At 32.1% G+C, this 25,241-nt stretch carries 25 protein-coding genes; 10 read left to right on the top strand and 15 right to left on the bottom strand.

The window, feature by feature from the left end:
* Window positions 1-7: 7 nt before the first annotated feature.
* Window positions 8-1,231: a site-2 protease family protein gene (locus tag MK115_RS01015; protein WP_287608307.1), complete on the bottom strand. Its 1,224-nt coding sequence runs from the start codon at window positions 1,229-1,231 to the stop codon at window positions 8-10.
* A 55-nt stretch (window positions 1,232-1,286) separates the two neighbouring features.
* Here MK115_RS01015 and MK115_RS01010 point away from each other — a divergent pair, with 55 nt between their 5' ends.
* On the top strand, window positions 1,287-1,943 hold the full coding sequence (locus MK115_RS01010; protein ID WP_287608305.1) for a phosphoribosylanthranilate isomerase: 657 nt from the start codon (window positions 1,287-1,289) through the stop codon (window positions 1,941-1,943).
* Here MK115_RS01010 and folE read toward each other — a convergent pair.
* From folE to MK115_RS00980, 6 genes are all read right to left on the bottom strand, one after another.
* Window positions 1,940-2,680, bottom strand: a complete 741-nt coding sequence (gene folE / locus MK115_RS01005) for a GTP cyclohydrolase I (protein ID WP_025945790.1) — start codon at window positions 2,678-2,680, stop codon at window positions 1,940-1,942. The two genes, MK115_RS01010 and folE, sit on opposite strands and share 4 nt — an antisense overlap.
* Window positions 2,681-2,833: 153 nt before the next feature.
* Window positions 2,834-3,568 (bottom strand): SDR family oxidoreductase, encoded by a 735-nt coding sequence (locus MK115_RS01000; RefSeq protein ID WP_287608301.1) that lies wholly within the window; start codon window positions 3,566-3,568, stop codon window positions 2,834-2,836.
* The gene (locus tag MK115_RS00995) at window positions 3,543-4,550 is read right to left on the bottom strand and encodes an acetyl-CoA carboxylase carboxyltransferase subunit alpha (RefSeq protein ID WP_025894182.1); all 1,008 of its coding nucleotides are present in this window, start codon (window positions 4,548-4,550) and stop codon (window positions 3,543-3,545) included. Before MK115_RS00995 ends, MK115_RS01000 begins: the two co-directional genes overlap by 26 nt.
* A 3-nt stretch (window positions 4,551-4,553) precedes the next feature.
* On the bottom strand, window positions 4,554-5,594 hold the full coding sequence (locus tag MK115_RS00990; RefSeq protein ID WP_025924281.1) for a long-chain acyl-[acyl-carrier-protein] reductase: 1,041 nt from the start codon (window positions 5,592-5,594) through the stop codon (window positions 4,554-4,556).
* Between the two features lie 108 nt (window positions 5,595-5,702).
* Window positions 5,703-6,431, bottom strand: a complete 729-nt coding sequence (locus MK115_RS00985) for an aldehyde oxygenase (deformylating) (protein ID WP_025945786.1) — start codon at window positions 6,429-6,431, stop codon at window positions 5,703-5,705.
* A gap of 111 nt (window positions 6,432-6,542) precedes the next feature.
* Window positions 6,543-7,337, bottom strand: a complete 795-nt coding sequence (locus MK115_RS00980) for a creatininase family protein (protein ID WP_287608298.1) — start codon at window positions 7,335-7,337, stop codon at window positions 6,543-6,545.
* 66 nt (window positions 7,338-7,403) lie between these two features.
* Here MK115_RS00980 and MK115_RS00975 point away from each other — a divergent pair, with 66 nt between their 5' ends.
* From MK115_RS00975 to pgeF, 3 genes are read left to right on the top strand one after another with little or no spacing between them, the layout of a single operon-like run.
* Window positions 7,404-8,609 carry a S1 RNA-binding domain-containing protein gene (locus tag MK115_RS00975; RefSeq protein ID WP_287608296.1) on the top strand — a complete coding sequence of 402 codons (1,206 nt, stop codon included), beginning with the start codon at window positions 7,404-7,406 and terminating at the stop codon, window positions 8,607-8,609.
* Entirely contained in the window at window positions 8,606-9,511 is a 906-nt protein-coding gene (locus MK115_RS00970) for a Tab2 family RNA-binding protein (protein ID WP_287608294.1), read from the top strand. The genes MK115_RS00975 and MK115_RS00970 overlap by 4 nt, the downstream gene beginning before the upstream one ends.
* Window positions 9,512-9,533: 22 nt before the next feature.
* Window positions 9,534-10,316 (top strand): peptidoglycan editing factor PgeF, encoded by a 783-nt coding sequence (pgeF, locus tag MK115_RS00965; protein ID WP_353847951.1) that lies wholly within the window; start codon window positions 9,534-9,536, stop codon window positions 10,314-10,316.
* 6 nt (window positions 10,317-10,322) lie between these two features.
* Here pgeF and MK115_RS00960 read toward each other — a convergent pair whose 3' ends face one another.
* The 3 genes from MK115_RS00960 to hemH form a co-directional block, all read right to left on the bottom strand.
* Window positions 10,323-10,673, bottom strand: a complete 351-nt coding sequence (locus tag MK115_RS00960) for a hypothetical protein (RefSeq protein ID WP_287608292.1) — start codon at window positions 10,671-10,673, stop codon at window positions 10,323-10,325.
* A gap of 68 nt (window positions 10,674-10,741) precedes the next feature.
* Window positions 10,742-12,505 (bottom strand): biosynthetic-type acetolactate synthase large subunit, encoded by a 1,764-nt coding sequence (gene ilvB / locus MK115_RS00955; protein ID WP_287608290.1) that lies wholly within the window; start codon window positions 12,503-12,505, stop codon window positions 10,742-10,744.
* Window positions 12,506-12,641: 136 nt separating this feature from the next.
* A complete protein-coding gene (gene hemH / locus MK115_RS00950; protein WP_287608288.1) occupies window positions 12,642-13,817 on the bottom strand; it encodes a ferrochelatase in 1,176 nt (391 codons plus the stop codon).
* Window positions 13,818-13,882: 65 nt separating this feature from the next.
* On the opposite strand from hemH, the gene MK115_RS00945 reads away from it, so the two are divergent.
* The 5 genes from MK115_RS00945 to MK115_RS00925 all read left to right on the top strand — a co-directional run bounded on the left by MK115_RS00945 (window position 13,883) and on the right by MK115_RS00925 (window position 18,313).
* Window positions 13,883-15,052, top strand: coding sequence for a site-specific integrase (locus MK115_RS00945; protein ID WP_287608286.1), 1,170 nt, complete (start codon window positions 13,883-13,885; stop codon window positions 15,050-15,052).
* Between the two features lie 34 nt (window positions 15,053-15,086).
* The gene (gene cobO / locus MK115_RS00940; RefSeq protein WP_209127739.1) at window positions 15,087-15,779 is read left to right on the top strand and encodes a cob(I)yrinic acid a,c-diamide adenosyltransferase; all 693 of its coding nucleotides are present in this window, start codon (window positions 15,087-15,089) and stop codon (window positions 15,777-15,779) included.
* 128 nt (window positions 15,780-15,907) lie between these two features.
* Window positions 15,908-16,612 (top strand): UMP kinase, encoded by a 705-nt coding sequence (pyrH, locus tag MK115_RS00935; protein ID WP_025931535.1) that lies wholly within the window; start codon window positions 15,908-15,910, stop codon window positions 16,610-16,612.
* Between the two features lie 22 nt (window positions 16,613-16,634).
* On the top strand, window positions 16,635-17,183 hold the full coding sequence (gene frr, locus MK115_RS00930; RefSeq protein ID WP_011818029.1) for a ribosome recycling factor: 549 nt from the start codon (window positions 16,635-16,637) through the stop codon (window positions 17,181-17,183).
* On the top strand, window positions 17,180-18,313 hold the full coding sequence (locus tag MK115_RS00925; protein WP_287608276.1) for an NAD(P)/FAD-dependent oxidoreductase: 1,134 nt from the start codon (window positions 17,180-17,182) through the stop codon (window positions 18,311-18,313). The genes frr and MK115_RS00925 overlap by 4 nt, the downstream gene beginning before the upstream one ends.
* Before the next feature lie 24 nt (window positions 18,314-18,337).
* Here MK115_RS00925 and tal read toward each other — a convergent pair whose 3' ends face one another.
* From tal to MK115_RS00905, 4 genes are all read right to left on the bottom strand, one after another.
* Window positions 18,338-19,339, bottom strand: a complete 1,002-nt coding sequence (tal, locus tag MK115_RS00920; RefSeq protein ID WP_287608274.1) for a transaldolase — start codon at window positions 19,337-19,339, stop codon at window positions 18,338-18,340.
* Window positions 19,340-19,429: 90 nt separating this feature from the next.
* A complete protein-coding gene (locus MK115_RS00915; protein ID WP_287608272.1) occupies window positions 19,430-21,181 on the bottom strand; it encodes a peptidoglycan D,D-transpeptidase FtsI family protein in 1,752 nt (583 codons plus the stop codon).
* Window positions 21,181-21,609: a hypothetical protein gene (locus MK115_RS00910; RefSeq protein ID WP_287608271.1), complete on the bottom strand. Its 429-nt coding sequence runs from the start codon at window positions 21,607-21,609 to the stop codon at window positions 21,181-21,183. Before MK115_RS00910 ends, MK115_RS00915 begins: the two co-directional genes overlap by 1 nt.
* Before the next feature lie 84 nt (window positions 21,610-21,693).
* Window positions 21,694-23,055, bottom strand: a complete 1,362-nt coding sequence (locus MK115_RS00905; protein ID WP_287608270.1) for a CPBP family intramembrane glutamic endopeptidase — start codon at window positions 23,053-23,055, stop codon at window positions 21,694-21,696.
* A gap of 116 nt (window positions 23,056-23,171) precedes the next feature.
* Between MK115_RS00905 and MK115_RS00900 the strand changes: the two genes are divergently transcribed.
* On the top strand, window positions 23,172-24,500 hold the full coding sequence (locus MK115_RS00900; protein ID WP_287608269.1) for a histidine phosphatase family protein: 1,329 nt from the start codon (window positions 23,172-23,174) through the stop codon (window positions 24,498-24,500).
* Window positions 24,501-24,554: 54 nt separating this feature from the next.
* Here MK115_RS00900 and lepB read toward each other — a convergent pair whose 3' ends face one another.
* Window positions 24,555-25,214, bottom strand: a complete 660-nt coding sequence (gene lepB / locus MK115_RS00895) for a signal peptidase I (protein ID WP_287608268.1) — start codon at window positions 25,212-25,214, stop codon at window positions 24,555-24,557.
* Window positions 25,215-25,241: the final 27 nt, after the last annotated feature.

Genomic DNA, 25,241 nt, shown 5'->3' with positions numbered 1-25,241 from the left:
AGAATTATTAAAGATCTCCTTTCTGCTTCATTGAATTAATTATTCTCGGCAATTCAATTCCTAAGGGATAATGATTTTTAAAGTTTAATTTGTTAACAATATCTGAAGGCAAATTAAAACCTAATTTATTCAATACAAAGTTTCCAATTTTTGACCTATCAATTATCCCCAAAGGGATATCTGCAGCATTGAGAACCAATAAAAAACCTTCATTTGTTTCTTCAAGTCTTTCTATAGTTCTCCATAATTTATCGTTATAAGATACACTTTCAAAACTATCGATTGGTTTCTTAAAATCTCCAACAAAGTTCCGTTCCCATTTTTTTAAGGAAACAGTTTTTAAAATATTCTCATCAACAAAACCGGTCCATCTACCATTATTCGTAACAAAAAAATATTTATCCGATGCATCCTTCTTATTTTTTATTAATTTATTAAATTCTGAGAAATTTGAATCGTATTCAATTTTCCTCAAAGGCTTTAATTTGATCTCAGAAACTTTACTAAATTTAAGTATGTTTTCAATTTTAAAAAATTGACTTTCAGATTTTGAAGAATTAATTCCAAACAAGCCCAAAAAAGAAAGAATAAAACCAAAGTAAAAGTTAAATCTAAATAAACAAATTATCCCAAAAAATAAAACAAAAAAAGATAATAATAAATTTACTTTATTGAGGAAATTTCTTCCTTTATTTTTACTCCCTGAGAAATGCCAAATAATACTTTTTAATAAATTCCCTCCATCTAAAGAACCAATTGGAATCAAATTTAAGAAGCCTAAGAATAAATTAAATATACCTACTCTTGAAATTACATTAACTGCTATTTGTTCTTGAGATGCACTGTTATTACTAATTAAAAGTAGGATAGATGCTGTAGCGAAACATAAAAGAGGTCTAACAATTGCAATTTTTATATTACCTAAAGCAGTTTGACAATACTTATCTATTTGTAAAATTGCTCCTAAAAAATAAAAAGTAATTTTTTTTATTTTTACACCCTGATTAAGTGAAACAAAAGTATGAAAAACCTCATGAAAAATAATTGAAGATAATAAGAAAAAAGAAGTTAAAAACCCTATAATCCAAGCTTCTTTATTATTGTAGATATCGCCAGAAGATAAATTGACCTGATTACTTATACTCCATGAGAATAAAAAGAGAATAACAAACCAATAGGGATGAACTTTAAAGGGAATTCCCCATATTTTAAAAATTTGCCAACTTCTCAAAAATAATCTCCGCTATATTTAGCAATAATATTAATCTTACATGCAGGATAATGATATGCCCAAGACTAATCCTTTAGTTAAAATTTGTGGACTAACTTCTGAAGAACAAGCTCTTCAAGTCGCTAAATTAGGAGCGAATGCTATTGGCATTATTTCGGTTGAAGAGTCTCCAAGGTATGTATCAGCTGAAATTAAGAAAAAAATATTTAAAACCCTAGAAAATTTTTATCCAAAAATCGAGAGGGTATCAGTTGTACAAAATTGTCCAATAGACTTAATTATTAAAAATTTCTTAGGAAACCCAAGTGAAACTATCATTCAATTACATGGAGATGAAGATATTGATTATTGCAAAAAAATAAGGGAAAAAATTCCCAATATTGGCCTATGGAAGGCTTTCAGAATAAAAACGGAAAAGGACATAGATAAAATAAAACCTTTTGAGGATTTTGTAGATGCGATACTACTTGATTCTTGGAATAAAGAAACTTATGGAGGTTCAGGGAAAAAAATAAATTCTATTTATTTAAAGAATTTGCAATTTAGCAAACCATGGTGGTTGGCAGGTGGAATATCAATTGAATGGATTGATGAAATCCTTACTGACTTCAAACCAGATGGATTAGATATTTCAAGTAGTATTGAAATATCTCCAGGTTTAAAAGATATTAAAAAAACAGAGGATCTTTTTAAGTTTTTAAAAAGAAATTAGTAATTATTAGTAGCGGACTGCTGTTTTACAAGCTCAAAAAATTCTTGTTTTAAACTTAAATCGTGTCTAAAATCGCCTCTCACCACAGAATTAATCATACTTGTATTTGGTTCTTTGACTCCCCTCCACTTCATACAATAATGTTGGGCCTTTACAATAATGCCTAAACCTTTAGGTTCACACAGTTTTTCAATTTCATCTGCAAGGATCATTACAGCTTCTTCCTGAATATGAGGTCTTGAAAAAACCCAATCAGCAACTCTCGCAAATTTTGAAAGTCCTATGACTTTATTTCCAGGTTTAATACCTATCCAACACTCTCCTAGAATTGGAACTAAGTGATGTGAACATGCAGATCTGACCGAAATTGGACCAACTGTATAAATTTCATCAAGATTCTTGTCATTAGGAAAACTTGTAACTTTAGGTTGTTCATGATATCTGCCTTTAAAAACTTCATTTAGATACATTTTTGAAACTCTTTCAGCAGTTTCTTGAGTATTATGATCATTCTCAACATCAATTACGAGGGACTTTAGTAAGTCTTTAACTCTTGAGGCTACTTCTTTTTCTAAAATTTCTAATTCACCAGGATTTATAAAATCAGAAATATTATCGTTAGCACTAAATCTTGTACCAGAATTCTTAATTCTGTCTCTTATAATTTCAGAAATTAGTTTATTAGTAATCTGGTCGTCAAAGTTTCTAATATTATCGTTGGGTAATGTAGAGGTCATAAAATTTTAAACAGAAAATTGTATGCAACTTAATTAACTGTATCTTCCAAAAGCTTAATTGCTCATATACTATATCACATTCTCTTGTTCAATCGGGTTCAAATAGCACTAAAAAAAATCACTGTTTTAAGATTAATCAGATAAACAGAATGTTTAAAAGGCTCCGCCAGAAGGCATCAAAGTCAAGTCTTCGATCAATTGTGATTCAGGTTTTTGAGCCATGTAGAGAATAGTTTCTGATACCTCTTTTGAGGAGAGCATAGAAGTTCTATCAAAATCAGAATTGATTGATTCGGAGTCCCAAAGAGGAGTATTTACTGAACCAAGAGTTATTGTGCACGCTCTTATTGAATTAGATCTCTCCTCCTCCCTCAAGCATTTAGTAAACATAGCTAGTGCAGATTTTGAAACACAATAAGCTCCCCATTGGGGGAATGCATTATAAGAGGCATGACTACTAACATTAATAACTAAACCACCATTTTTTCTCATTTGAGGAATTATTGAACTACAAATTTGAAAAACACTTGTGAGGTTTATTTGAATAGTTTGTTCCCATTGACCTAATTCCATTTCAACTAAAGGGCCATTAAATGCGCAACCGGCATTATTTATCAATACTGAAGGGCACCCATACTTCTCAATTGCTTCTTTAACACAATGCTCTATTTCTAGAGGATTAGATAAATCACATTTTACTAGGTTAATTTTTGATTTAGTGGTCAACAGTTCGCTCTTTAGTTTCTCCATTAAATCCATATTCCTGGAGAGTAAAATTAAATCCCAGCCAGCATTGGCAAAAGTAATTGCGGTAGATCTACCAATACCTTTCGTAGCACCCGTTATAAAAGCTAGTTTCAAGTTATTCAGTTTTTTGGGGGATTTCACTATAAATCTCTTCAATATTATTTGCTTCGATAAATTTACCTAAAACCCTAAACTTTTTGTATCTTTCCTCAATTAATTCGTCTTCAGGCATTTGCAGTAAAGCATTAAGGTGTTTCTCAATAGCCTCTTTTAGTGTATTACCAGCATCTAAAGGAGCCCAATTATTCCCACCAGAAGGTTCTGGTAATACCTCATCTATTATACCTAATTTAAGTAAATCTTTACCTGTGATTTTAAGTGCTGATGCAGCTTCTGGTGCCTTCGCAGCATCTCTCCACAAAATTGATGCACATGCTTCTGGACTAGCAACCGTGTAAACACTGTGTTCAAACATTAGTAACCTATCGGCGACACCTATTCCAAGTGCGCCTCCTGAACCTCCTTCTCCAATGACAGTAGCAACAATTGGAACTTTCAATCCAAACATCTCTCGAAGGTTTCTTGCAATTGCTTCACCTTGACCTTGTTCTTCAGCTTTTAAACCAGCATAAGCTCCAGGAGTATCAATAAATGTAAGAATTGGCAAAGAAAATCTATTTGCATGCTGCATTAATCTAAGAGCTTTTCTGTAACCTCCTGGTTTTGCCATCCCAAAGTTTCTTACTACATTTTCTTTTGTGTCCCTTCCTTTCTGATGCCCTAACATCAACACTGGTCTATTATTTATCGAACCTATCCCCCCAATTAGTGCCATATCATCGCCACCATTTCTGTCTCCATGTAATTCGATCCAGTCATCACAAAACATTTGAACAAAATCCAAAGTACTAGGTCTTTGAGGATGTCTAGCTACCTGAATCTTTTGAGCAGGGGTGAGAGATTTAAATATTTCTTCTCTTCTCCTAGCAGCTAAGGTTTCAAGCTGCAGAAGCTGTTGACTAACATCTACTTCTGAATCTCGAGCTAATTCTTTAATTTGCTCTATCTGCTTCTCAAGTTCAACAAGAGGCTTTTCAAAATCAAGGAGGTAACGTTTAGCCATAATTTAAACAGTTAATACTTTAGGCTGCTTATCAAGTCCAATCGCAGAAAAACCATGCTTTAAAGATGCTGCTCCAATAAACTCCATCTTTTCAAGGGAAATGTTATTTCTTCCCCAACTAAAGTTTGTATGACACTTTTCAAATTCTAAAATCATAGCTTCTGCAAAGCAAGCAAACATCTCTCGCTGAGGGTTTTGCATTTCCGCAAGTTCCATCATATTCCAACCAATATCATTGAAAAACTCTACTATACCTCCTTTTAAAACATGAATATTTTCACCCTGAAATTTCTCATCAAGATTTTTGGGGTATCCACCATCAATCATTAAACATGGTTTTTTTAAGTTATCAGTATCAATTTCAATAGTTTTAGGCATACTTGCAACCCATACAACAATATCCGCCTGAGGCAATGCCTCATTTAAGCTTGTTACGGTGCCACCATCTAATTCTTTTTGTAACAGCGCTAGTGGTTCTTGTTGTCTTGCTACCATAAGAAGTTCTGAAATCCCAGTTTTATTGATAAGCCATCTACAAACAGCACTACCAATATCACCTGTAGCACCAATTACAGCAACAGTTGCTTTTTTAAGGTCTATCCCAATGCGAGGCGCATTTATTTCTAGTTGCTTACAAATAACCCAGGCGGTATGAGTATTGCCAGTAGTAAACCTTTCCCACTCTAATGAAGTATTTCTAATTTGTTTATGCTGTAGAAGATTAAAATTCTCAAAAATAATAGAAGTAAATCCTCCTAAAGCGGTAATGTTAATCCCTTTTTTCTGAGCTAGTTCCATAGCATTTAGTACTTTTCTTCTAGCCGTTTTAAACCTAGAAAGCATTTCAGGAACAAAGCACGAATCTATATAAGAACCTTCAATAGATATTCCAGTAGCACTCTTAACTTCTACATTTTCAACAAGCTGAGGAGGAGCAGTACACCAAACATCCAAGTCGCCATCAGCAATATGATCAAAGCCTAGCATCGAAGCTTTTCTTTTTGCATCTTCAAAACTGGTTGAGTGGCCTATTAACCCAAACATTTAAAATTTATAAATGGTTTCTATACGATGTTATGAACAATAGCACAGAGGTAACTACTTAAATAGGATTGATTAATTATTAAAAGCCTTAATTAATTAGAAATGTAATTAGACGATAGCTGCCATAGCCATTCTTGCAATTTCTCTATTATCTAGACCTATTTCCATCAATGTATCTTGATAAGCAATCATAAATTCTTCCATTAATTCTTCTCTGTCCATAGCTAAAACTGATGCGTCATCTGCTACTTCATCTAACATCTTTTTAATTAACGGAAGATTAACCTTATTAGCTTCCATTAATTCCTCTTTACAAGTAGATAGATTCTCTTTAAGCCACTCTTGACCATAATTTAAATGAAGATATTCATCTTTAACCACTCCCTCTGTTATTTTTTTTGCAAAAGGATCCGCAACTCTTATGTAGACGTTATAAGCAGAAATTGCAAATGCTTCAATTAAGATAGCTTGTATTAAAAGACATGTTGTTAAATTTCCTTTTTCAAGAGCAACTTGAAAATTACCATGTAATTTAGAAAAGAATTTTTTAGCAAATTCCATATCAGCTACTACACCTAAATTTCTTCCACATGCAGTAAAGCCTTTTTTATGCTTCATTTCCATTCTCGCCAATTTAGTTAACTCCTCTAACTCATTTGGAATTAAAGTTGCTATTGAAATGTAATTATCATGAGCCTCTTGCTCTCCCTCTATAACAATTGCATTTATTCTGCTGTATGCATCCTTATAAGAATCTGTAGTGAAGTCGGGCAAATCTAAAGAAATCGGATTAGTCGATTCTTCAATAGTTTTTTTATTTGATTCTAGAGTTTGCATGTCAGTAATCTTTAGCTCATTATGCATGAATATTACATGATTATAGAGAGTTTATTTAAATATCATGAAAATAGTTTCAATTGTTAAGTCACATTTTTTACTTAAACTTATTTAAGAATTGTTTGGCCAATCTGATTGCATCAGATTCATAATCAATTTGAACCAATGATTAATCAATAATTCCTTTAAATTTTTTCCTAAAGACTCATTTGCTCCTCTACTATCTCCAATAACACCTGATTTACTGAAGTCGTCAGTAAGCCAAGCAGTAGGCGCATTGCCCTCTAGACTCCAACCTTCAGGGATCTCTACTTTATTACCCTCATTTGGGCGTTCATCACCTACTAATTCTGGTTTCAAAGCCAGCATCAAACTTGTTTCAGCTAAAGAAGCATGAAGCCCATCCTCGATCTCAGTTTTTGTTAACAATTCACTTAATCCATTAACACCACTCCATAAGAAACAAGGGAAAACTGCCATCCCTGGTGCGACACTTCTTAGCTCTCTTGCAGCTGTATTTAATAGTGAAATTTGACCTCCATGTCCATTAATTAATATCAATCTTTTAAAACCCATTTCAGATAATTGACCTCCGACTTCCTTAATCATTGAGGTTATTAAATTTGAGGAAAGTGAAATTGTCCCGGCAAAACCCTTATGTTCTGGAGAAAAACCAATATATTGGGTTGGAAGTTTTTTTAATGGAATATCGGCAGAGAATAATTTAAAAACTTCGCTAATAATTTCATCAACAAAAATACTATCTGTAGCAAGAGGCAAATGCGGCCCATGTTGCTCAACAGCACCGAATGGCCAAATCACTGTTGATCTTTTGTTTTTTGCAACACACTCAATTTCTTGCCAATTTAAATATTCAAATTTATTAGGTATTGGTTTAAAGTTCATTAATTTTAATTTTGAGTACTAACATTTAGAGTATGTTAATAATTAATTATTCTTATTTTACCTACGATGGGAGTCAGTAATAAAAATGCCCAAGATAATATCCAACCAAAGGGCAATAAAAAACCTCTTCAGGTACTTCACATAAGCAAGAAAGATTCTCAAGAAATAAATAATGAGCAAAACAATTCGCAAGAAGATATAAAAAAAGAAAATATTGCAATCAAACCTCAAATCATTAAAGATAATTCAGTAAAAGAAATTGAGGACAGTAATGAAAAGACTAAGGATTTTGATATTTCTCAACAAGATTTAACTCAACAAGACTTAAATAGACCGCTTAATTTTTCTGAGCAAAATACAGATTTTCAATTAGAAAGAACAGTTGATGAATTCGATTTTGATGAAAGTGCTTTTTTGGAGGCTTTAAATGCAAATGAGCCAATTGGGGCTACAGGAGAAACAATTTCAGGTAAGGTTATAGCAATCGAAAGTGATGGACTATATGTTGACATTGGCGGAAAAGCACCTGGTTATATGCCCAAAAAAGAATGTGGTTTGGGTGTCATCACTAACTTTAAAGAAAAGTTTTCTATAGGCCTTGAAATGGAAGTTTTGGTTATCAAAGAACAAAATGCTGATGGGATGGTAACAGTGAGCGCTCGGGCATTAATTCTCAGGCAAAGTTGGGAGAAAGTATCAAGTTCCGCAAAAAATGGAGAATTAATTAACGTTTTAATTAATGGATTTAACAGAGGTGGGCTTACTTGTGATGTAGATGGATTAAGAGGATTCATCCCAAGATCCCAACTTGAAGATGGTCAAGATTATCAATCTTTTGTTGGCAAAACTCTAAAAGTAGCGTTTCTTGAGGTGAATCCAGAATCCAGAAAATTAGTTCTCTCTGAAAAGAAAGCATCATTAGTCTCTAAACTTACAAGTTTAGAATTAGGTCAATTAATTGAAGGAGAAGTTTTAGCAGTAAAACCATATGGCTTCTTTATAGATTTAGGTGGAGCTAGTGGACTTCTTCATCAATCCTCACTAACAAATGGATCGATTCGTTCTTTAAGAGAAGTTTTTAGAGAAGGGGAAATTATAAAAGCTTTAATATCTGAAATTGACCTCGAAAAAGGGCGCATTGGTCTCAATACAGCACTCCTAGAAAACTCTGCGGGAGAATTAATTATTGATAAGCAAAAAGTTATGCAAGAAGCCACAGAGAGAGCACTAAAAACTAAAGCACTCTTCGATAAAAAAGAACAAGATAAATGAACATTAATAAAAAAATGGAGTCAAGTCTTAAATTAAAAATTTCAGATTGGGAATTAGACTTTTACTCAAGACCAATTATTGAATCAAATGGAAAAAAAAGGTGGGAGTTAATTATTTGCTCTACAAGAAGTTATAAGACAGAAGATATTTTTCTTTGGAATAAAAAATGCCCTGCCAATGAAGTTAATTCAGTATGGCTTACAAAGGCACTAAATGAAGCAATAAGTGAAGCAAAAAAACAAGGGTGGGAGAAACCTTCAATAGTTCGATTCTGGAGGTCGTCAATGAAATCGATCATTAAAAAATCTCTGGAGGCCCTTAGTATTGAGGCTATTGTAAGTAGGAGAACTTACGATTTATTAGATAGAATCGAATTTCTTGAGAAAGAGATTTATCCAAAGGAAAAAGGTTATGTAAGAGGTGTATTAGCTCCTACTTTTACTTCTAAAATGGAAAACCCTCCTACACCTCTACCAGAAGCAGTAAGGGGTGATGCTTTAACTATCTCTGAAATATCAATTGGCGAATTAAAATCAGCAGAAAATTGGCCTATGGAATTTGGAGATATTTTCCCAATTCAGCAAGATTTAGATGATAATTACTTAGTTCCAGGATTAAGACTTTTTAGCAAAGATAGATCTTTAGCACTTTCTGCATGGTTCAGTTGTTTAGAACCTATTAAATTAGTCATCAATAAGAACCAACTCATACTTGAAGCTTCAGAAGATGATAAGTGGCTGGTAACTGATTTACCAGAAAAAGATGCAAACATTTTGAATACAAAGTTTTTAGAGAATAAAAAAAATTCTTTTGGTTATCAATTTATTTCCATACAGTCAACGCCGTATATCGAAAAATTTGCAGGATTCTGGATCTTAAGAGATATTGAATTAATTTCATAAATTCAGTTTAGGAGCAGGAACTATTCCTTACAAAGAAATATATTTCTCAAAAGATGAAATTTATATTCAAAACAAAAAATTTGAGTATTATTCATCACCTATTCTTAGTCAAAATAATTTCAAACATGCATACTTCACGAAGTCTTGCTCTGAGAAATTTCTTCAATTATTAGGGAATCACTTTAATGAAAATTCCATAAATTGTGTTTCCAATCAAATTCACAGTAATGTGATAGTGTTTGGATCTCATTCGCAAAAAGGAACTAAGACTGATGCAGATGGTCTTGTTGGCAATAAATGCAGTCAAAACTTATGGGTTTACACAGCTGATTGTATGCCAATATTTTTTGCAGATAAAAGGACAAGAAATGTAGCAACCTTGCATTGTGGAAGAAAAGGTTTAGAAAAAAAAATAATAAAAAATCTGGTTAAAATTTTCGATAATTTTGGGACATCTAGAGATGACTTACTTGTTGCAATAGGACCAGCGATTTCTAAGGAACATTATCTAGTTGATAAAATGACACTCAAAGAATTTTATAGAAAGGCCGAAAACAAAAACATAACTGTCAAATTGACTAAAACTAAAAAAGATCTTTGTTTTAGTGATTCAAATCACTTCAGAGAGCAAAACTTAAATCAACTTGATCTAAAAAGATCTGCCTATAGACAACTTTTAAATGAGAACATCCCTCATACAAATATAGACATCTCAAATTTATGCACATACAAATTCAATAATGAATTTTATTCCTGGAGAAGGAGCAAAACAATCTCGAGACAATGGAATCTTATTTGCTCATAAAGATAATTAACTTGGACAAATTTCACTACTTAAGTTTTTAGCGACCAATAATTCCGTCATCTCCTTAGTACCTTTAATATTAAAAACTTTGGCTAACAAAACATTCTCTTTGAAACCAAAAGGCTTTATTTTCACTTTGCTCCCCCTTGGGAATTCACTCTTAAGTAGATTAGTTGCTTCAATCTCATCATTTTCATTTACATCTACACAAAATAATCCAATAGTTAAATTTCTATTTTGATCCCCCACCAAAATAGTATTTGAACTTTTAATTTGAAGAATTTCGGCCGAGTTTACTATTACAGGATTAAGAACAATCAAGCAGATTATAATTAAAATTTTTGATAATTTTTTCAATTCAGAAATATCTAAGTTTTTAAATTATCTTAAAGTTAATTTTTTAAAATGACGTATTTTAAAAAAAATTAGTCTTCACAATTAACATATCCAACCATTTGAGCATTACTTTTACCAGGAGGAACCATTGGATAACAATTTTCACCTCTTCTGACAAGGATATTAATCAAGGCAGGGCCGTCATGATCAAGCGCATTTTTTAATTCATTCTGTAATTGTTTTCTATCAGAAATTAAGTATCCTTTAACTCCAAAAGACTCAGCAAGTTTTACAAAATCAGGTTCACCACAACTCATATCAGATGAGGAATATCTTTCATCATAGAAACTTTCCTGCCATTGTCTTACCATCCCTTGCCAGCGATTATTGATAATAATCAATTTCACCTTTAGACCATATTGAGATAAAGTTCCTAATTCTTGAATATTCATTAAGACACTTGCATCTCCTGCAATACAAATTACATCTGAATTAGGTAAGGCTGCTTTTACTCCAATTGCCGCTGGCAATCCAAAACCCATAGTTCCTAAGCCTGCACTACTAATCCATTTTCTTGGAGAATTCCTAAGATATTGAGCAGCCCACATCTGATGTTGTCCTACATCTGTAGTTACATAAGCTTCTGGTGAAAGTTCCCTCACTTTTAAAAGAACTTCCTGAGGATAAATTTCTCCTTCTTTAGGCGGGTCATATAAAGGGTGTTTATTTTTCCAAAAATCAATTTTTTCTAACCAGTTTTTCGTCTGACAAGTAAATTTGTTTTTTAGAGATTGTTCATTAATTTTGAGAACAGCTTTTGAAACATCAGAAACAATTGCAACATCTACACGTCTATTTTTATTAACTTCTGCTGGGTCGATATCTATATGAATTACCTTTGCATTAGGTGCAAAAGTATCTAATTTTCCTGTCACCCTATCATCGAATCTAGCTCCAATAGCAATTAAAAGATCGCATTCTGTAACAGCAAAATTTGCATAAGCAGTTCCATGCATTCCTAACATCCCTACTGATAAATTATCTTTTTCATCAAAAGCACCCTTCCCCATTAAGGTTGTGGTAACTGGTATTTGATAATTCTTTGCCAAAGTTTTTATTTCATCATGAGCTCCTGAAGATATTGCCCCACCTCCTACGTATAGAAGAGGTCTTTCAGAATCTTCTATTAATTTAATTGCTTTGTTGATATCGCAATCATTAATTTCTCCATTCCTTTTAAATCCTTTAGGAATAATCTCACCAGGCAAAACTCTTTGGTAATTAAAGAACTCCTGACCTACATCTTTGGGTATATCAATTAAAACAGGGCCAGGTCTTCCAGATGAGGCTATAAAAAAAGCTTCAGAAACTACTTTCGCGATATCTGAAGGATCTCTTATTACCCATGAATGTTTCACTATTGGAAGAGTTATGCCAAAAATATCAGTTTCTTGAAAAGCGTCTGTCCCTATAGCAGGTCTTGGGACTTGACCTGTAACTACAACTAGGGGGACTGAATCCATTTGCGCAGTGGCAATTCCAGTTACCAAATTTGTTGCACCTGGGCCTGAGGTCCCAAAACATACTCCTACTTCACCAGTAGATCTTGCATATCCATCAGCCGCATGTGAACCACCTTGTTCATGCCTAACCATATAATGCTTTAACCAACCTTCTTGTTCTGCCTTATGAACAGCATCATATATTGGTAGTATGGCTCCCCCAGGATATCCAAATATAACTTTTACTCCATGAATTTTTAAAGAATCCATTAGTGCATCTGCACCAGTTATCCAAACTGGATTTTCATGTTTTGAACTACCCTTTGAAAAGGATCTCGAAGTAAGAGTCACTAAAGAAATTCAATATTTACTATAAATATTAAACTTAATTAAATACTTTTGCCTCATTTAGAAATGTAATGTCAGAAATGTATTCAAAAAAATCTTTCAATAAATTTAAAATTTTCAAATAAATTTCAATTGTCCTTCATAAAATGCCTAATTTATGTAGAGGTCCAGAGCCTGAAATAAGTTCAATAAAAAGCACAAGAAAAATAATCATTGCAACCCTTCCGTTCCACACTTCTGAACTATTATTCCAACCCCATTGCCACTTCTCTTGGGGATAAAGTTTAACTTTTTCAGGCAACTGAGAAGCCTCCTCTATATTAACTAGAGGTCCTTCCAAGCAGGAAATCACTAGATCACTAAGACCTTCAATAAAAGTAGGATGAGTATTTAAAGCCTTAACTCTCCGAAAGTTTTTAATACCAGCCTTTTCAGCAATTTCTTTATATTCAATATCAATTTCTTGCAATGTTTCGATATGCTCTCCAACGAAACTTATAGGGACCACAATCAGATCATTAACATTTGACCTTCCAAGATCAGCTAACACTTCTTCTGTATAAGGCTTCAACCATTCAACAGGACCAACTCTACTTTGATAAGAAAGTGTATGAGGGTTACTATGCCCTAAACATTTTTCCAGCTCATTTATAATTAATAAAGAACAATCTTCAATTTGTTGTTTGTAAGGGTCTCCAGCTTCCTCTACGTAACTCTTAGGAACTCCATGAGCAGTGAAAAATATATGGGCTTTTGAAGGTGATTCACAAAGTGAAATTTGTTCAGAAATTAATTCGACCATAGACTTTAAATAACCTGATTGACTGAACCAACTCCTTACACATCTCATTGGAACCTTCTTAAATTCATCATCAGAATCTCGCAATTTTTTTAATTCCCTAAAGCTCGAACCACTAGTACTTATCGAAAAATGTGGATACAAGGGTATTACAACAACTTGATCTATGCCATCTGCTTTCATATCAGCAATTGCTGATTCGGTAAAAGGATGCCAATACCTCATAGCGATATAGGTAGTAGCATTAAACCCCTTGTCCCTTAATTTAGATTGTAATTCTCTTGCTTGTTGTTCAGTTATCCTTCTGATAGGTGAACCTCCACCTATGGAAAGGTAGGCCTGTTGTGAAGTAGTACTCCTAAGCGTACTAATTAACCAAGCTAGGGGCTTTTGAAAAACAGGGAAAGGAGTCCTGATTATTTCTGGATCAGAAAAAAGATTGTATAAGAATGGGCCTACATCAGTAATGCGTTCAGGCCCTCCTAAATTCATTAGTAAGACGCCTATTTTATCCATTTAAAATTTATGGAGATTGAAAATCAACATTAAAAACGTCATTATATGGTCAATTATATAAGTAAATGAACGTAATTCAGGAAATTAATAATGTCAATGATAAATTTGCTACTCAAGGCAGCAAGCTTAAAATTGAGAAAAGAGGAGAGAAATTAAATATTCGTGGTTCACTACCCTCCAAAGAAGATAAAAATAACTTTAAAATTCAAAGAATATCTCTTGGTTTAAAGGCTGATATTTCTGGATTAGAGGAGGCCAAAAAAAAATTACAATTAATCAATTTGCAATTGGAATTGAATCAATTTGATTGGATTAATTGGATAGGCAAACCTTATAAAAAGGAAATAAAAGATGGTTTTGAATTCCCAAAAAGATTAAATCAATTTGAGGAATTTTTTTTTAAAGAAAATAAAAGTGATTTTCGAACCAGCACTAGAAAAACTACTTGGAGAAGTTCTTACAAACCATATATGAAAAGAATCCTAAATATTTACAATGACTATGAGAATGAAGCTTTAGAAAAAATATTTCAAAAAACACTTGAAAGTTATAAGGAAGGTACCAGAAGTAGGAAACAATGCGCTACTTCTTTAAGTGTTTTGGCTAAGTTTTTGGACATTAAACTACCAGAAGATTGGAAATTAAATTCTAGAGGATATGGTCTGAACAAAGCAGGATTTAGGGATCTACCTAAAGACGAATTAATAGAGAAACTTTGGGAAACCATACCAAACAAGTCTTGGAAATTTGTTTTTGGTCTGATGGCTACATATGGATTAAGAAATCATGAAGTATTTTTTTGTGATTTAAGTTCTCTTACTAATTTTGGGGACAAAATTATTAGAGTTTTACCTACGACTAAAACTGGGGAACATCAAGTTTGGCCATTTCATCCTGAATGGGTGGAAAAGTTCGAATTATCAAAACTTGGTGAAAATCCAGAACTTCTACCAAATATTAATAGAGACCTTAAAATTACAACCTTACAGAATATTGGAAAAAAAATTACAGACCAGTTTAAGCGTTACTCTTTACAAATAAAACCTTATGATCTAAGGCATGCTTGGGCAGTTAGAACAATTTTTTATGATTTACCTGATACTGTGGCTGCCAGAATGATGGGACATTCGGTTAGTTTACATACTCAAACTTATCACCACTGGATTACTAAAAGAGATCAACAACAGGCAGTAAATAATGCACTTTTAAAAGTTAAAAGAGTTAAAAATATTTAAAGATTTATAATAATTAAATAAAAATAAGGGTCATATGCAAGAAAAACCTTCATCTTCCGAGAAAATATTTAACCTCGATAATCAAGCAAATAAACTTGGAATGGGAGGTAAATTATCACCGGATAGCGATGAGAGCTCATATAAAAAAAGAATGCAGCAAAGAAAAGATATTCAAGCCGAAAGACTACAAATTAGAAAAACAAAAAAAGGATTATTGATTGTTTTTACAGGAAATGGCAAGGGCAAGACAACTGCATCTTTAGGTATGGCTTTAAGGACGATAGGGCATGGCTATAAAGTAGCAATAATTCAATTTATCAAAGGAGGCTGGACCACTGGAGAAGAAAAAGCACTTAAAAACTTGTCTTCAAACATATCTTGGCATTCATTAGGAGAGGGATTTACTTGGGAAACACAAGACAGAATAAGAGATGAAAAATTAGTTCAAGAGGCTTGGCAACTAGCCAAAAAATACATACAAAACGAATCTTATAAACTTATCATTCTTGATGAAATTAATATTGCGACAAAACTTGGTTATCTTGCACCCGAAGAAATAATCACTTTTTTAAAAAGCTTAAATAATAGAAAAAATCATATTGTTTTAACTGGAAGGGGAGCATCTGATTCAATTATCAATTACGCTGATCTAGTTACAGAAATGAAACTAATAAGACATCCATTTAAAGAACAAGGAATAAAAGCACAAAAGTGTGTTGAATTTTAGTTGAAGTAAATTATTATTTAAAATTTTCTTTAGGCAGGTTTAGAAATGTTTAAAGACGCAAGCAATATCTGAACAAAAAATAAATTTGGTGCATTTACTTGCTAAGGTCTTAAAAGTACAATTATTGAATGACTTACAAAAGAGTTCTCTTAAAACTTAGTGGTGAAGCACTAATGGGTGAAAAACCTTATGGTATTGATCCTGCTATAGTTCAGTCAATTGCAGAGGATGTTTCAAAAGTAGTCGAAAATAATGTACAACTTGCAATAGTTGTTGGTGGTGGAAACATTTTTAGGGGGCTTAAAGGATCTGCAGACGGAATGGATCGCGCGACTGCTGATTATGTAGGGATGCTAGCAACAGTAATGAACGCAATTTCACTTCAAGATGGTCTTGAAAGAGTAGGAGTTGCAACCAGAGTGCAAACAGCAATCGAAATGCAGGAAATTGCCGAACCCTACATCAGAAGAAGAGCCATGAGGCACCTAGAAAAAGGTAGAGTTGTAGTTTTCGGAGGTGGATGCGGAAATCCATTTTTTACAACTGATACTACGGCAGCTTTGAGGGCAGCAGAGATAAACGCTGAAGTTGTTATGAAGGCTACTAAAGTTGATGGAGTATACGATCGTGATCCTAATCAATTTAAAGATGCAAAAAAATATTCCTCTCTCAGTTATCAACAAGTTCTTAGTGATGAAATTGCAGTAATGGACAGTACTGCGATTGCACTTTGCAAAGATAATAATATCCCAATTATGGTTTTTGATATATTCAAAAAAGGGAACATTTCTAAAGCTGTTGCTGGTGAGCCAATAGGCTCTTTAATTAGTTAAAGATCATTTAATTTTTTTAATTATGAAAGAAAAAGAAATTCAAGAAAATATGAATAAAAGTATTGAAGCCACACAAAGAAACTTTAATACAATTAGGACAGGCAGAGCTAATGCTTCCTTGTTAGACAGAGTAAGTGTTGAGTACTACGGAGCAGAAACACCAATCAAATCGCTTGCCACTATAAGCACTGTTGATTCGCAAACAATTTCAATACAACCTTTCGATATTTCATGTTTACAAGCGATAGAGAAATCTATTTCTATGAGTGATTTAGGTATTACTCCAAATAATGATGGGAAAGTAATAAGAATAAATGTTCCTCCTTTAACAGAAGAAAGAAGAAAAGAATTTTGTAAATTAGCCTCTAAATATGCAGAGGAAGGAAAAGTAGCTTTGAGAAATATCAGAAGAGATGCTGTTGATAAAGAAAAAAAAGACGAAAAAGATGGCCTTATTTCTATTGACGAATCGAGAGATAATCAATCTGAAATTCAGAAAATTACTGATAAATATATTGCTTTAATAGAAACTAAATTGTCTGAAAAAGAGAAGGAAATTCTAAAAGTTTGATAGGATTTGACGTTGTAATAATTGGTGGAGGTTTATCAGGATCTTCCACCGCTCTTAACCTATCAAAGAAAGGATATTCAGTTTTAATTATTGAAAAAGAAAAATCCCAAGATTACAAACCATGTGCAGGTGGGATGGCATCTTCAATGCAAAGATTTCTTCCTTTAAATATAGAAGATTGCATAGAATCAAAAATTAAGAATGTTGAATTCAGATGGAAGGCTGCAGATAATGTAACTGCTGATCTGACTGGTGAATCCCCATTTTGGATTGTTAAAAGAGAAAAACTAGATCAATTATTACTTGATGAATCCTTGAGTAATGGAGCTCAGATAATGAGACCATTATTGATAGAAAAAATCATAAAAAAAAATGATAAATGGGAAATTACTTGCAATAACAAAATAAAATATATTACAGAATTTCTTGTAATTGCAGATGGGTCCCAATCGAAATGGGCGAGTTATTTCAATTTAGGGCCAAGAAAACCGAAATTTGCGAACACAATCTCATTAAGATTGAAAGGGTTAGGTGAAATACCTAGAGATGCAGTTAGATTTGAGTTTGGATTTATAAAATATGGTTTTGCATGGGCATTCCCCCTAAGAGAAAGCTTAAATATTGGTTTAGGTACTTTTATAAATAATGGTCTTTTAGAAAATCAGGCTATAAATAAACAAGTAATCAGAAGCTTCGGTTTTGATGATTTTCCTCATAAAACAATTAGTAAGAAACTGAGAATATGGAATGGCTTCCACTCAATTAATGGTGACAAAGTTTTAGCGGTTGGAGATGCAGCATCTCTATGTGATCCATTTTTAGCTGAAGGAATTAGACCATCTTTAATTAGCAGTTTTTATGCTGCAGAATACATAGATCAGTGCCTATCAGGAAAAGTAGATGATTTAAATCTTTATACGAAAAAAATTAACAACATTTGGGGGAAATCAATGGCTTGGGGGAGGAGAATAGCCCAAGTATTTTATAGATTTCCCAGAACTGGATATCAATTAGGTGTCAAAAGAAAAACAGCACCTAAACGTATTGCTCAAATATTATCAGGAGAAATGAGTTATGAAGATATTGCAAAAAGAGTTATCAGAAGACTTTTAACAAAAAGTGGGACTTAATTCTTTTTCAATTCAAACTTAAATTTAGTTAGCAGAAATCAATTTATGATTTTTAATCTCTGAATATCTCTTTAGTAGCAGCTCTTCCAATTCTTCTATAGCCTTACTGAATCCAGTGATACCTTCACTAAGCTTTTCACTTGCCATTTGATCTTCTAACATACTTAATCTGAAATCTTTTTCTTCAAATTCGTAGTCAATAGAATTATTTATTTGGGTACTTACATCTAATTTTCTAACTAACTCTCCTTTTTCTTTTTTCAGTTCCTCAAGAAATTTTGGTGCGATTGTTAAAAGATCGCAACCTGCTAATTCTTTTATTTCATCAAGATTTCTAAAACTCGCTCCCATTACTTCTGTCTTGAATCCCTTTTCTTTAAAGTACTTGTATATTTGTGTAACCGAAATAACACCAGGGTCTTCAGCACCAACAAAACTAGTTTTACCAGTTTTTGCTTTATGCCAATCCAATATACGGCCAACGAACGGAGAAATTAGAGTTATCTTTGCATTGGCACAAGTTACCGCTTGGCAGAAGTTAAAAAGTAAAGTTAAGTTGCACTTAATACCCTCTTTTTCCAAAATTTCAGCTGCCTTAATTCCCTCCCAAGTTGCAGCAATCTTAATCAAAATTCTTTCCTTTTCAATTCCAAAATTTTTGTAAAGATTGATCAATTTTCTCGCTTTTTCTACCGTAGCTTCGGTGTCAAAGCTCAGTCTTGCATCAACTTCTGTAGATACGCGCCCTGAAATAATTTTCAATATTTCTTTTCCAAAAAATACTGAAACTTGGTCAACAGTTTCTTTGATTAATTCAATTTCGGAGAATCCTTGGGGCAATGCATTTTCTGAACTTTCTAAAGCTTTATCAATTAATTTCACATAATCAGGGTTCTTAGCAGCAGCAAGTATTAGCGATGGATTGGTGGTGGCGTCCCTTGGTTGAAATTTTTTTATCGAATCTAAATCTCCAGTATCAGCAACAACAACGGTCATTGAGGACAATTGTTCTAAAATTGATTTCATATCTAGATAATCATATATATACATAAACTAGCTTTTATTCCTGATGAAATCATCAGATAATGAACTAAATATTTATAAAATTGGAAAATTTTAGGGTTTTTTAACAATCATTCCATGATCTTTAATCTTGGGAGGTATTTTTTCAATTACTATCAAACTCTCGATAATTTCTTTAGCAACTGGTACAGCAACAGTTGAACCATATGCATAAGATTTAGATGGCTCATCAACGACTACAAGGACAGCATATTTCGGATCATTAACTGGTAAGGTCGCCACAAAACTGCAAACTTTTTTACTTGTATAGGAACCATTTAAGGCTTTTTGGGAAGTGCCCGTTTTCCCCGCTATCCTATAACCCTCGATTTTCACTCCAGATCCACTACCTTTATCAACTACGCTCTCCATCCATTCAAGAACAGTTTTAGAGACTTCGTGTGAAAAAAATTGTTTTTTTGGATTTTTATTAACTCTTTCTTTGAAAGTTGAGGTTACATGAGGAGTCACTTCAAAACCACCATTTGCTAGAGCCGCATGAAGTTGAACCAATTTAAGTGGCGAGATTGAGAACCCTTTACCAAAAGAAGTTACGGCAGGCTCAATTGATTGATTTACAAATAAATCTTTTCTCTTTAGTTGGCCAGCAGTTGATTCAAATAAGTCAGTCTCTAAATTTTTATTTATACCTAAATTTTTTAGCCAATCCCAATAAATTGTAGGGTCTAAATTTTGCATTATTTTTACCATCCCAACATTACTTGAAACCTGCAAAACTTTTGGATAGTCAATGTATCCATTACCTTTTTTATCCCAATTAGAAAGTGTCCATCCTCCAACATTAATTTTTCCAATATCTTCAACTACTCCATCTTTCTGGATTACTTTTTCTTCTAAAGCTAAGGCAAGATTAATAGGTTTAAAAGTTGAACCAGGCTCAAATAAATCTTGAGAATACCAACCCCTAAAAAGTCCAGAATCATACTGCCAAAATTTATTTGGATCATATGACGGGACTGTAACCAAGGAGAGAATCCGACCATTATTAACATCCATAACTATGGCAAATCCCTTCTTTGCTTTCCATTTGCTTACTTGCTTTGATAATGCATTGAATGACGCTTTCTGTAATTTTGAATCTATAGTTAGGCCTAAACTTTTGTAATCAGAAATAAAATCACCTGGGGCTGAATTATCCGGTAGAGGAGTTCCATCTCCTCCTCTTTTTATTAAATTACTTTTATTAAAAACTTTAATTTGATTATCTAAATGAAGCTCTAAACCTGCTGAAGCTATATTCTCATCATTAACAAAACCGACAAGATTAGAGTAAAGCTCCCCTTGTGGATAATATCTCTGCGAATATTTAAACAAATCAAGTCCGCTTATTTGAAGGTTCTTAATCTTTTCTGCCTTTTCTTCGGAAATTTTATCCAAAAGCTTGATACCACTCATTTTATTATTAAATTTACTCAAGAGTATTTCACCATTTATATCCAAGATAGGTGACAATTTTTCTGTAACTTCTTCAATACTGCGAACTCTGTTAATTGAATCACCAGGAAAATTAAAATATTTTGGATGGGCCCATAATTTATAGAGCGGTTTATCGTAAGCAATTAGTCTATTATTTCTATCAACAATTGCTCTCCTTTTTTTTAAGGCGTTAGTTTTAGAAGACTGTATTAATCTAGCTTTCCTTTGCAAATCAGAGGCGTTAAAGACTTGCAATTTAACTAACCTACCAAACAAACAAAATATTAATAGTAAGCTAAAAATATAGAGAAATTTAAATCTTCTTTGATCAAGGGGTATTAGACGAACAATTTTTTTGTATTTTTTCATCAATATCCCCTTTGATATTTGCTATCACTAAAACCTTCAATGAAACTACTTAAATTTTTCTTAAATAAACTTTCTTTTTTTTCTGGAAGTTTATCTAGATAGATTAAATCTTCAGGTTTAGTTTTTCTATAAATATTGAGAGACTCAAGTTCACTAATATAAAATTCCTCAATTTTAGAAATATAATCAATGAGATTATTATTGATAGCTCTTGTTTTAGATAAGTTTTTATATGTATTTGACCATTTTCTTTGACTATTAAAAGACAAGAAAAATAAGGTGAAAATTAATACCAAAAGAGAGATATTAATGGTGTCGAAAATTTGATGTATTAATTTGATATTAATTATGGATATTTTTTCAGAATTTTTTTTACTTTCATATGAAACTTTTTTTTTTAAATTAAGTTGATTCCCATAAGGTTTCATCTATGATTTATTTTTAAATAAAAGAAGTGTTATTAATTAAATAAACATCTTTTTGTTTGATTCGCAAGTAAAAAATTAAATTCTTTATGTCCTCAATAAGAACAAATTTAAGAAAGTCAATCCATTCCATAAAGAATGCATAATCACTGAGGAAAACAAACTCCCTGAAGCAATTCTTGTAATTGCTAATCCAATCCCTAGAACAAATAATGGCGGCATTTCTCCCAAACTTAAATGGGCTAATGCAAAGATAAAAGCTGAAACTATGATGCCCGAAATTACTCCAAAATCTCTTGAAAGAGTTGGTAGTAAAATACCGCGAAATATAATCTCTTCAAATAGAGGAGCTAATAGAGTTGTTGTTACAAATAATAGAAAAAATGATAAGTAATTATTATTATTAAGAACAATTTCCAGCAAAGGGTTACTACCATTCTGATTATCGATCAGACTATTCATAATTAGAGAAATCAATAAAACAAAAGGAACAATTGTTAACCAACCTTTAATTCCCTGAATAATTGCATATTTTATTGGCAAGAAATTGAACTGTAAATAATCCTTTTTAAAAGTAAATTCACCATTCAAGGATTTAATTTGATAAAAAACTATCCATAATGGCGGAATAGCCATAAAAAGATATCCAAAGAAAATTTTTAAAGATTGAGACAATTCATTAGAGATATTTTTAGAAAAAAGTTCAACCAAACTGATAGAAAACAAAGGTGATACCACTTCTCCTAAAACAACAAATCCACCTGCAATTAATAAAACCATATCTATTAATTCTAAATCTAAGGATTTAATTTCTTGCCAACCAAACTTTTTCAAAGATATGGTGGTCCATAATATTTTTAAAGCCAGAATAGAGCCAATAATTATTGTTAAAAGTGGTATTAGTCTTATGGCTAATATTTTTAAAAACATTTTGCTTGAAAATGATTTTGTTATTAATGAACTATCGTCAAAATCAAATTTCCGGCTTAAAAGGTGATATAAAAATCTATCACCTTTAAATAAATCAAATTTATCAGAATTTGGTTTATATGAATTATTATTAGATTTTTTTTCTATCTCATCAATCAGAAATTTAAAGTTTTTATCTTTAAAATCTTTGGATATATTTTTATAAATTAAAGGATCATTTGATTCTGAAGTAATTATTCGAATTAATTTATTTCTTTCTGTTAGCTCTTCAAATGAGACATCAGAGAGTGATTTATTTATTTGATCAACAGGATCATTAATGATAAAAAATTTTTTAAGATTTACAGGTATTGATTGGACAGATAATTCAGCAATTTCTTGCTCTTTTTGACTAATATCAAATGAAACAGATGGTCTATTTAAACTGTCTCTTAATCCTTGTTGCCATACAAAAAAAGTTATGACGATAGAAATAAAAGCTAAAGTGAGTTTTGACTTAGAAGTATTTTTAAAGATCATAACTTATTATATTCTTGAAAACTATAGTTAGTTATCATTGAATTTCCTTATATTTATGTATCTATTTTAATCACGCCATGAGATGATTAAATTATCTTAATTTTCAAATTTATATAATGGCTATACGATTAGTTTTAGTTAGGCATGGACTAAGCAGTTTCAATGCAAAAGGATTAATTCAAGGAAGAACAGACGATTCATTATTAACTGATGAAGGATACGAACAAGCCCGAAAAGCAGGAAAAGCATTATCAAAAATAAACTTCGATAAAATCTATTCCTCCCCACTTGTGAGAGCGGCAGAGACTGCAAAAACAATTAAAAAGACCTTCAATAAAGAACAAAATATTGTATTCGATGATAATTTGCTAGAGGTAGATCTTAGTGAATGGTCTGGTCTAAAAATTGATGAAATAAAAAAGAAATTTCCAGAAATTTACCCTATATGGAAAAATGATCCAGAAAATCTTATCTTAAAAAGAAATGACAATAAAACTTATAAACCAATTCAAGAGTTATTTTTTCAAGCAACAAATTTTGTAGAAGATATTTTAAAAATTTATCTAGACAAAGATGATGTAAATATTTTAGTTGTTGGACATAATGCAATTCTCAGATGTTTAATACTCTTGTTATTAGGAAAGCCTAAGCAAGGTTTTAGAAAAATAAGATTAGAAAATGCTTCTTTCTCGATACTCAATATTTCAAAGAAAGATAACTCTTTTAAGACTCAAATTGAATGCTTAAATCAAACTTCCCATCTTAATAAAAATATTCCAAATAAAATTGGAGATTCCAGAATATTTCTAATAAGGCATGGTGAAACTAACTGGAACAAAGAAGGTAGATTTCAAGGCCAAATTGATATCCCTTTAAATGAAAACGGAAAAGATCAAGCTAGAAAGACTTTTGAATATTTGAGAAATATTTCTTTCAATAAGGCATTTTCAAGTTCAATGCATAGGCCTTATGAGACTGCACAAATAATCCTTCAAAATAACAAAGATTTAAAAATTGAGAAAATAGATTCACTCGTAGAAATCAGTCACGGATTATGGGAGGGTAAATTGGAAGCAGAAATTAGAGAAGAGTGGCCTGCTTTACTAAAAAATTGGCATGATAAACCTGAAGAAGTAATAATGCCCGAAGGTGAATCTATAAAAGATGTATCAGAAAGGTCAGTAGAAGCTTTTGACAAAATTTGTTTATCTCAAAAGGATAATGATCAAACCCTCATGGTTGCTCATGATGCAGTCAATAAAACTCTAATTTGTAATATCCTTGGGATTAATTATTCAAATATTTGGATGATAAAACAAGGTAATGGTGGCATAACTATAATTGACCTTTTTAATGATCCCAATAAGCCCCCTGTGATTAGCGCTCTAAACATTACAACCCACCTAGGAGGAATAATTGATTCAACTGCTTCAGGAGCACTTTAAATTAAAACCCTTTTTAAAATTTATTTTGATCAAGTCAGATGCAGAAAAGGGGGGTTAATTATTGAAAAAGCCAACTTGACTAAGAGGCCAAAATCTGAAATATGCTTTACCAATTATCTCCTTTTTATGAAGAAATTTACTTCCAGGCCAATATCTTCCATCCCAGCTATTTGCCCTATTATCACCTAAAACTAAAAAATGATCTTCTGGCACTTTTATGTTTTCAAATTTACCACAATTATTAAATAGGGATAATGAGCACTTATAAGAGACATAGGGTTCAGGAATTAATTTATTATTTATTATTAATTCACCATTAGAGTTTACACTTACAATTTCTCCTGGAAGTGCCACCACTCTTTTAATATAAGCATCGCAAGCTTGATCCCTCAAACCAGGAATAAACGACATTGGAGGAAAACTCATAAAAAAACAATATCTTTTTTTTGGTAAAGGCTTAGATCTTGATGAAATTAATTTTTTGTCAAACGAGTAAGGTGAGTTAAAAACAACAATATCTCCTCTTTTTGGTAAAGAGTTTCTTAGCGAAAATTTTTCAATAATTAACCTATCATTTATTTGTAATTCTGGGAGCATTGAACCAGAAGGGATATAACGTGGTTCTGCAAAAAATGATCTACAAGAAGAAACAAAAAAAGTTAATAGAATTAGTAGACCCCATTCTTTTAAAAAACTTTTTATGGAACTAGGCATAGGATTAATCAAGTCTTGATTTTCTAA

The sequence above is a fragment of the Prochlorococcus sp. ALOHA_ZT_50 genome (genome assembly GCF_022447305.1).
GTDB lineage: Bacteria > Cyanobacteriota > Cyanobacteriia > PCC-6307 > Cyanobiaceae > Prochlorococcus_A.
Note: the sequence above shows the minus strand (reverse complement) of the source record. Positions and strands in the feature narration are given on the sequence as shown.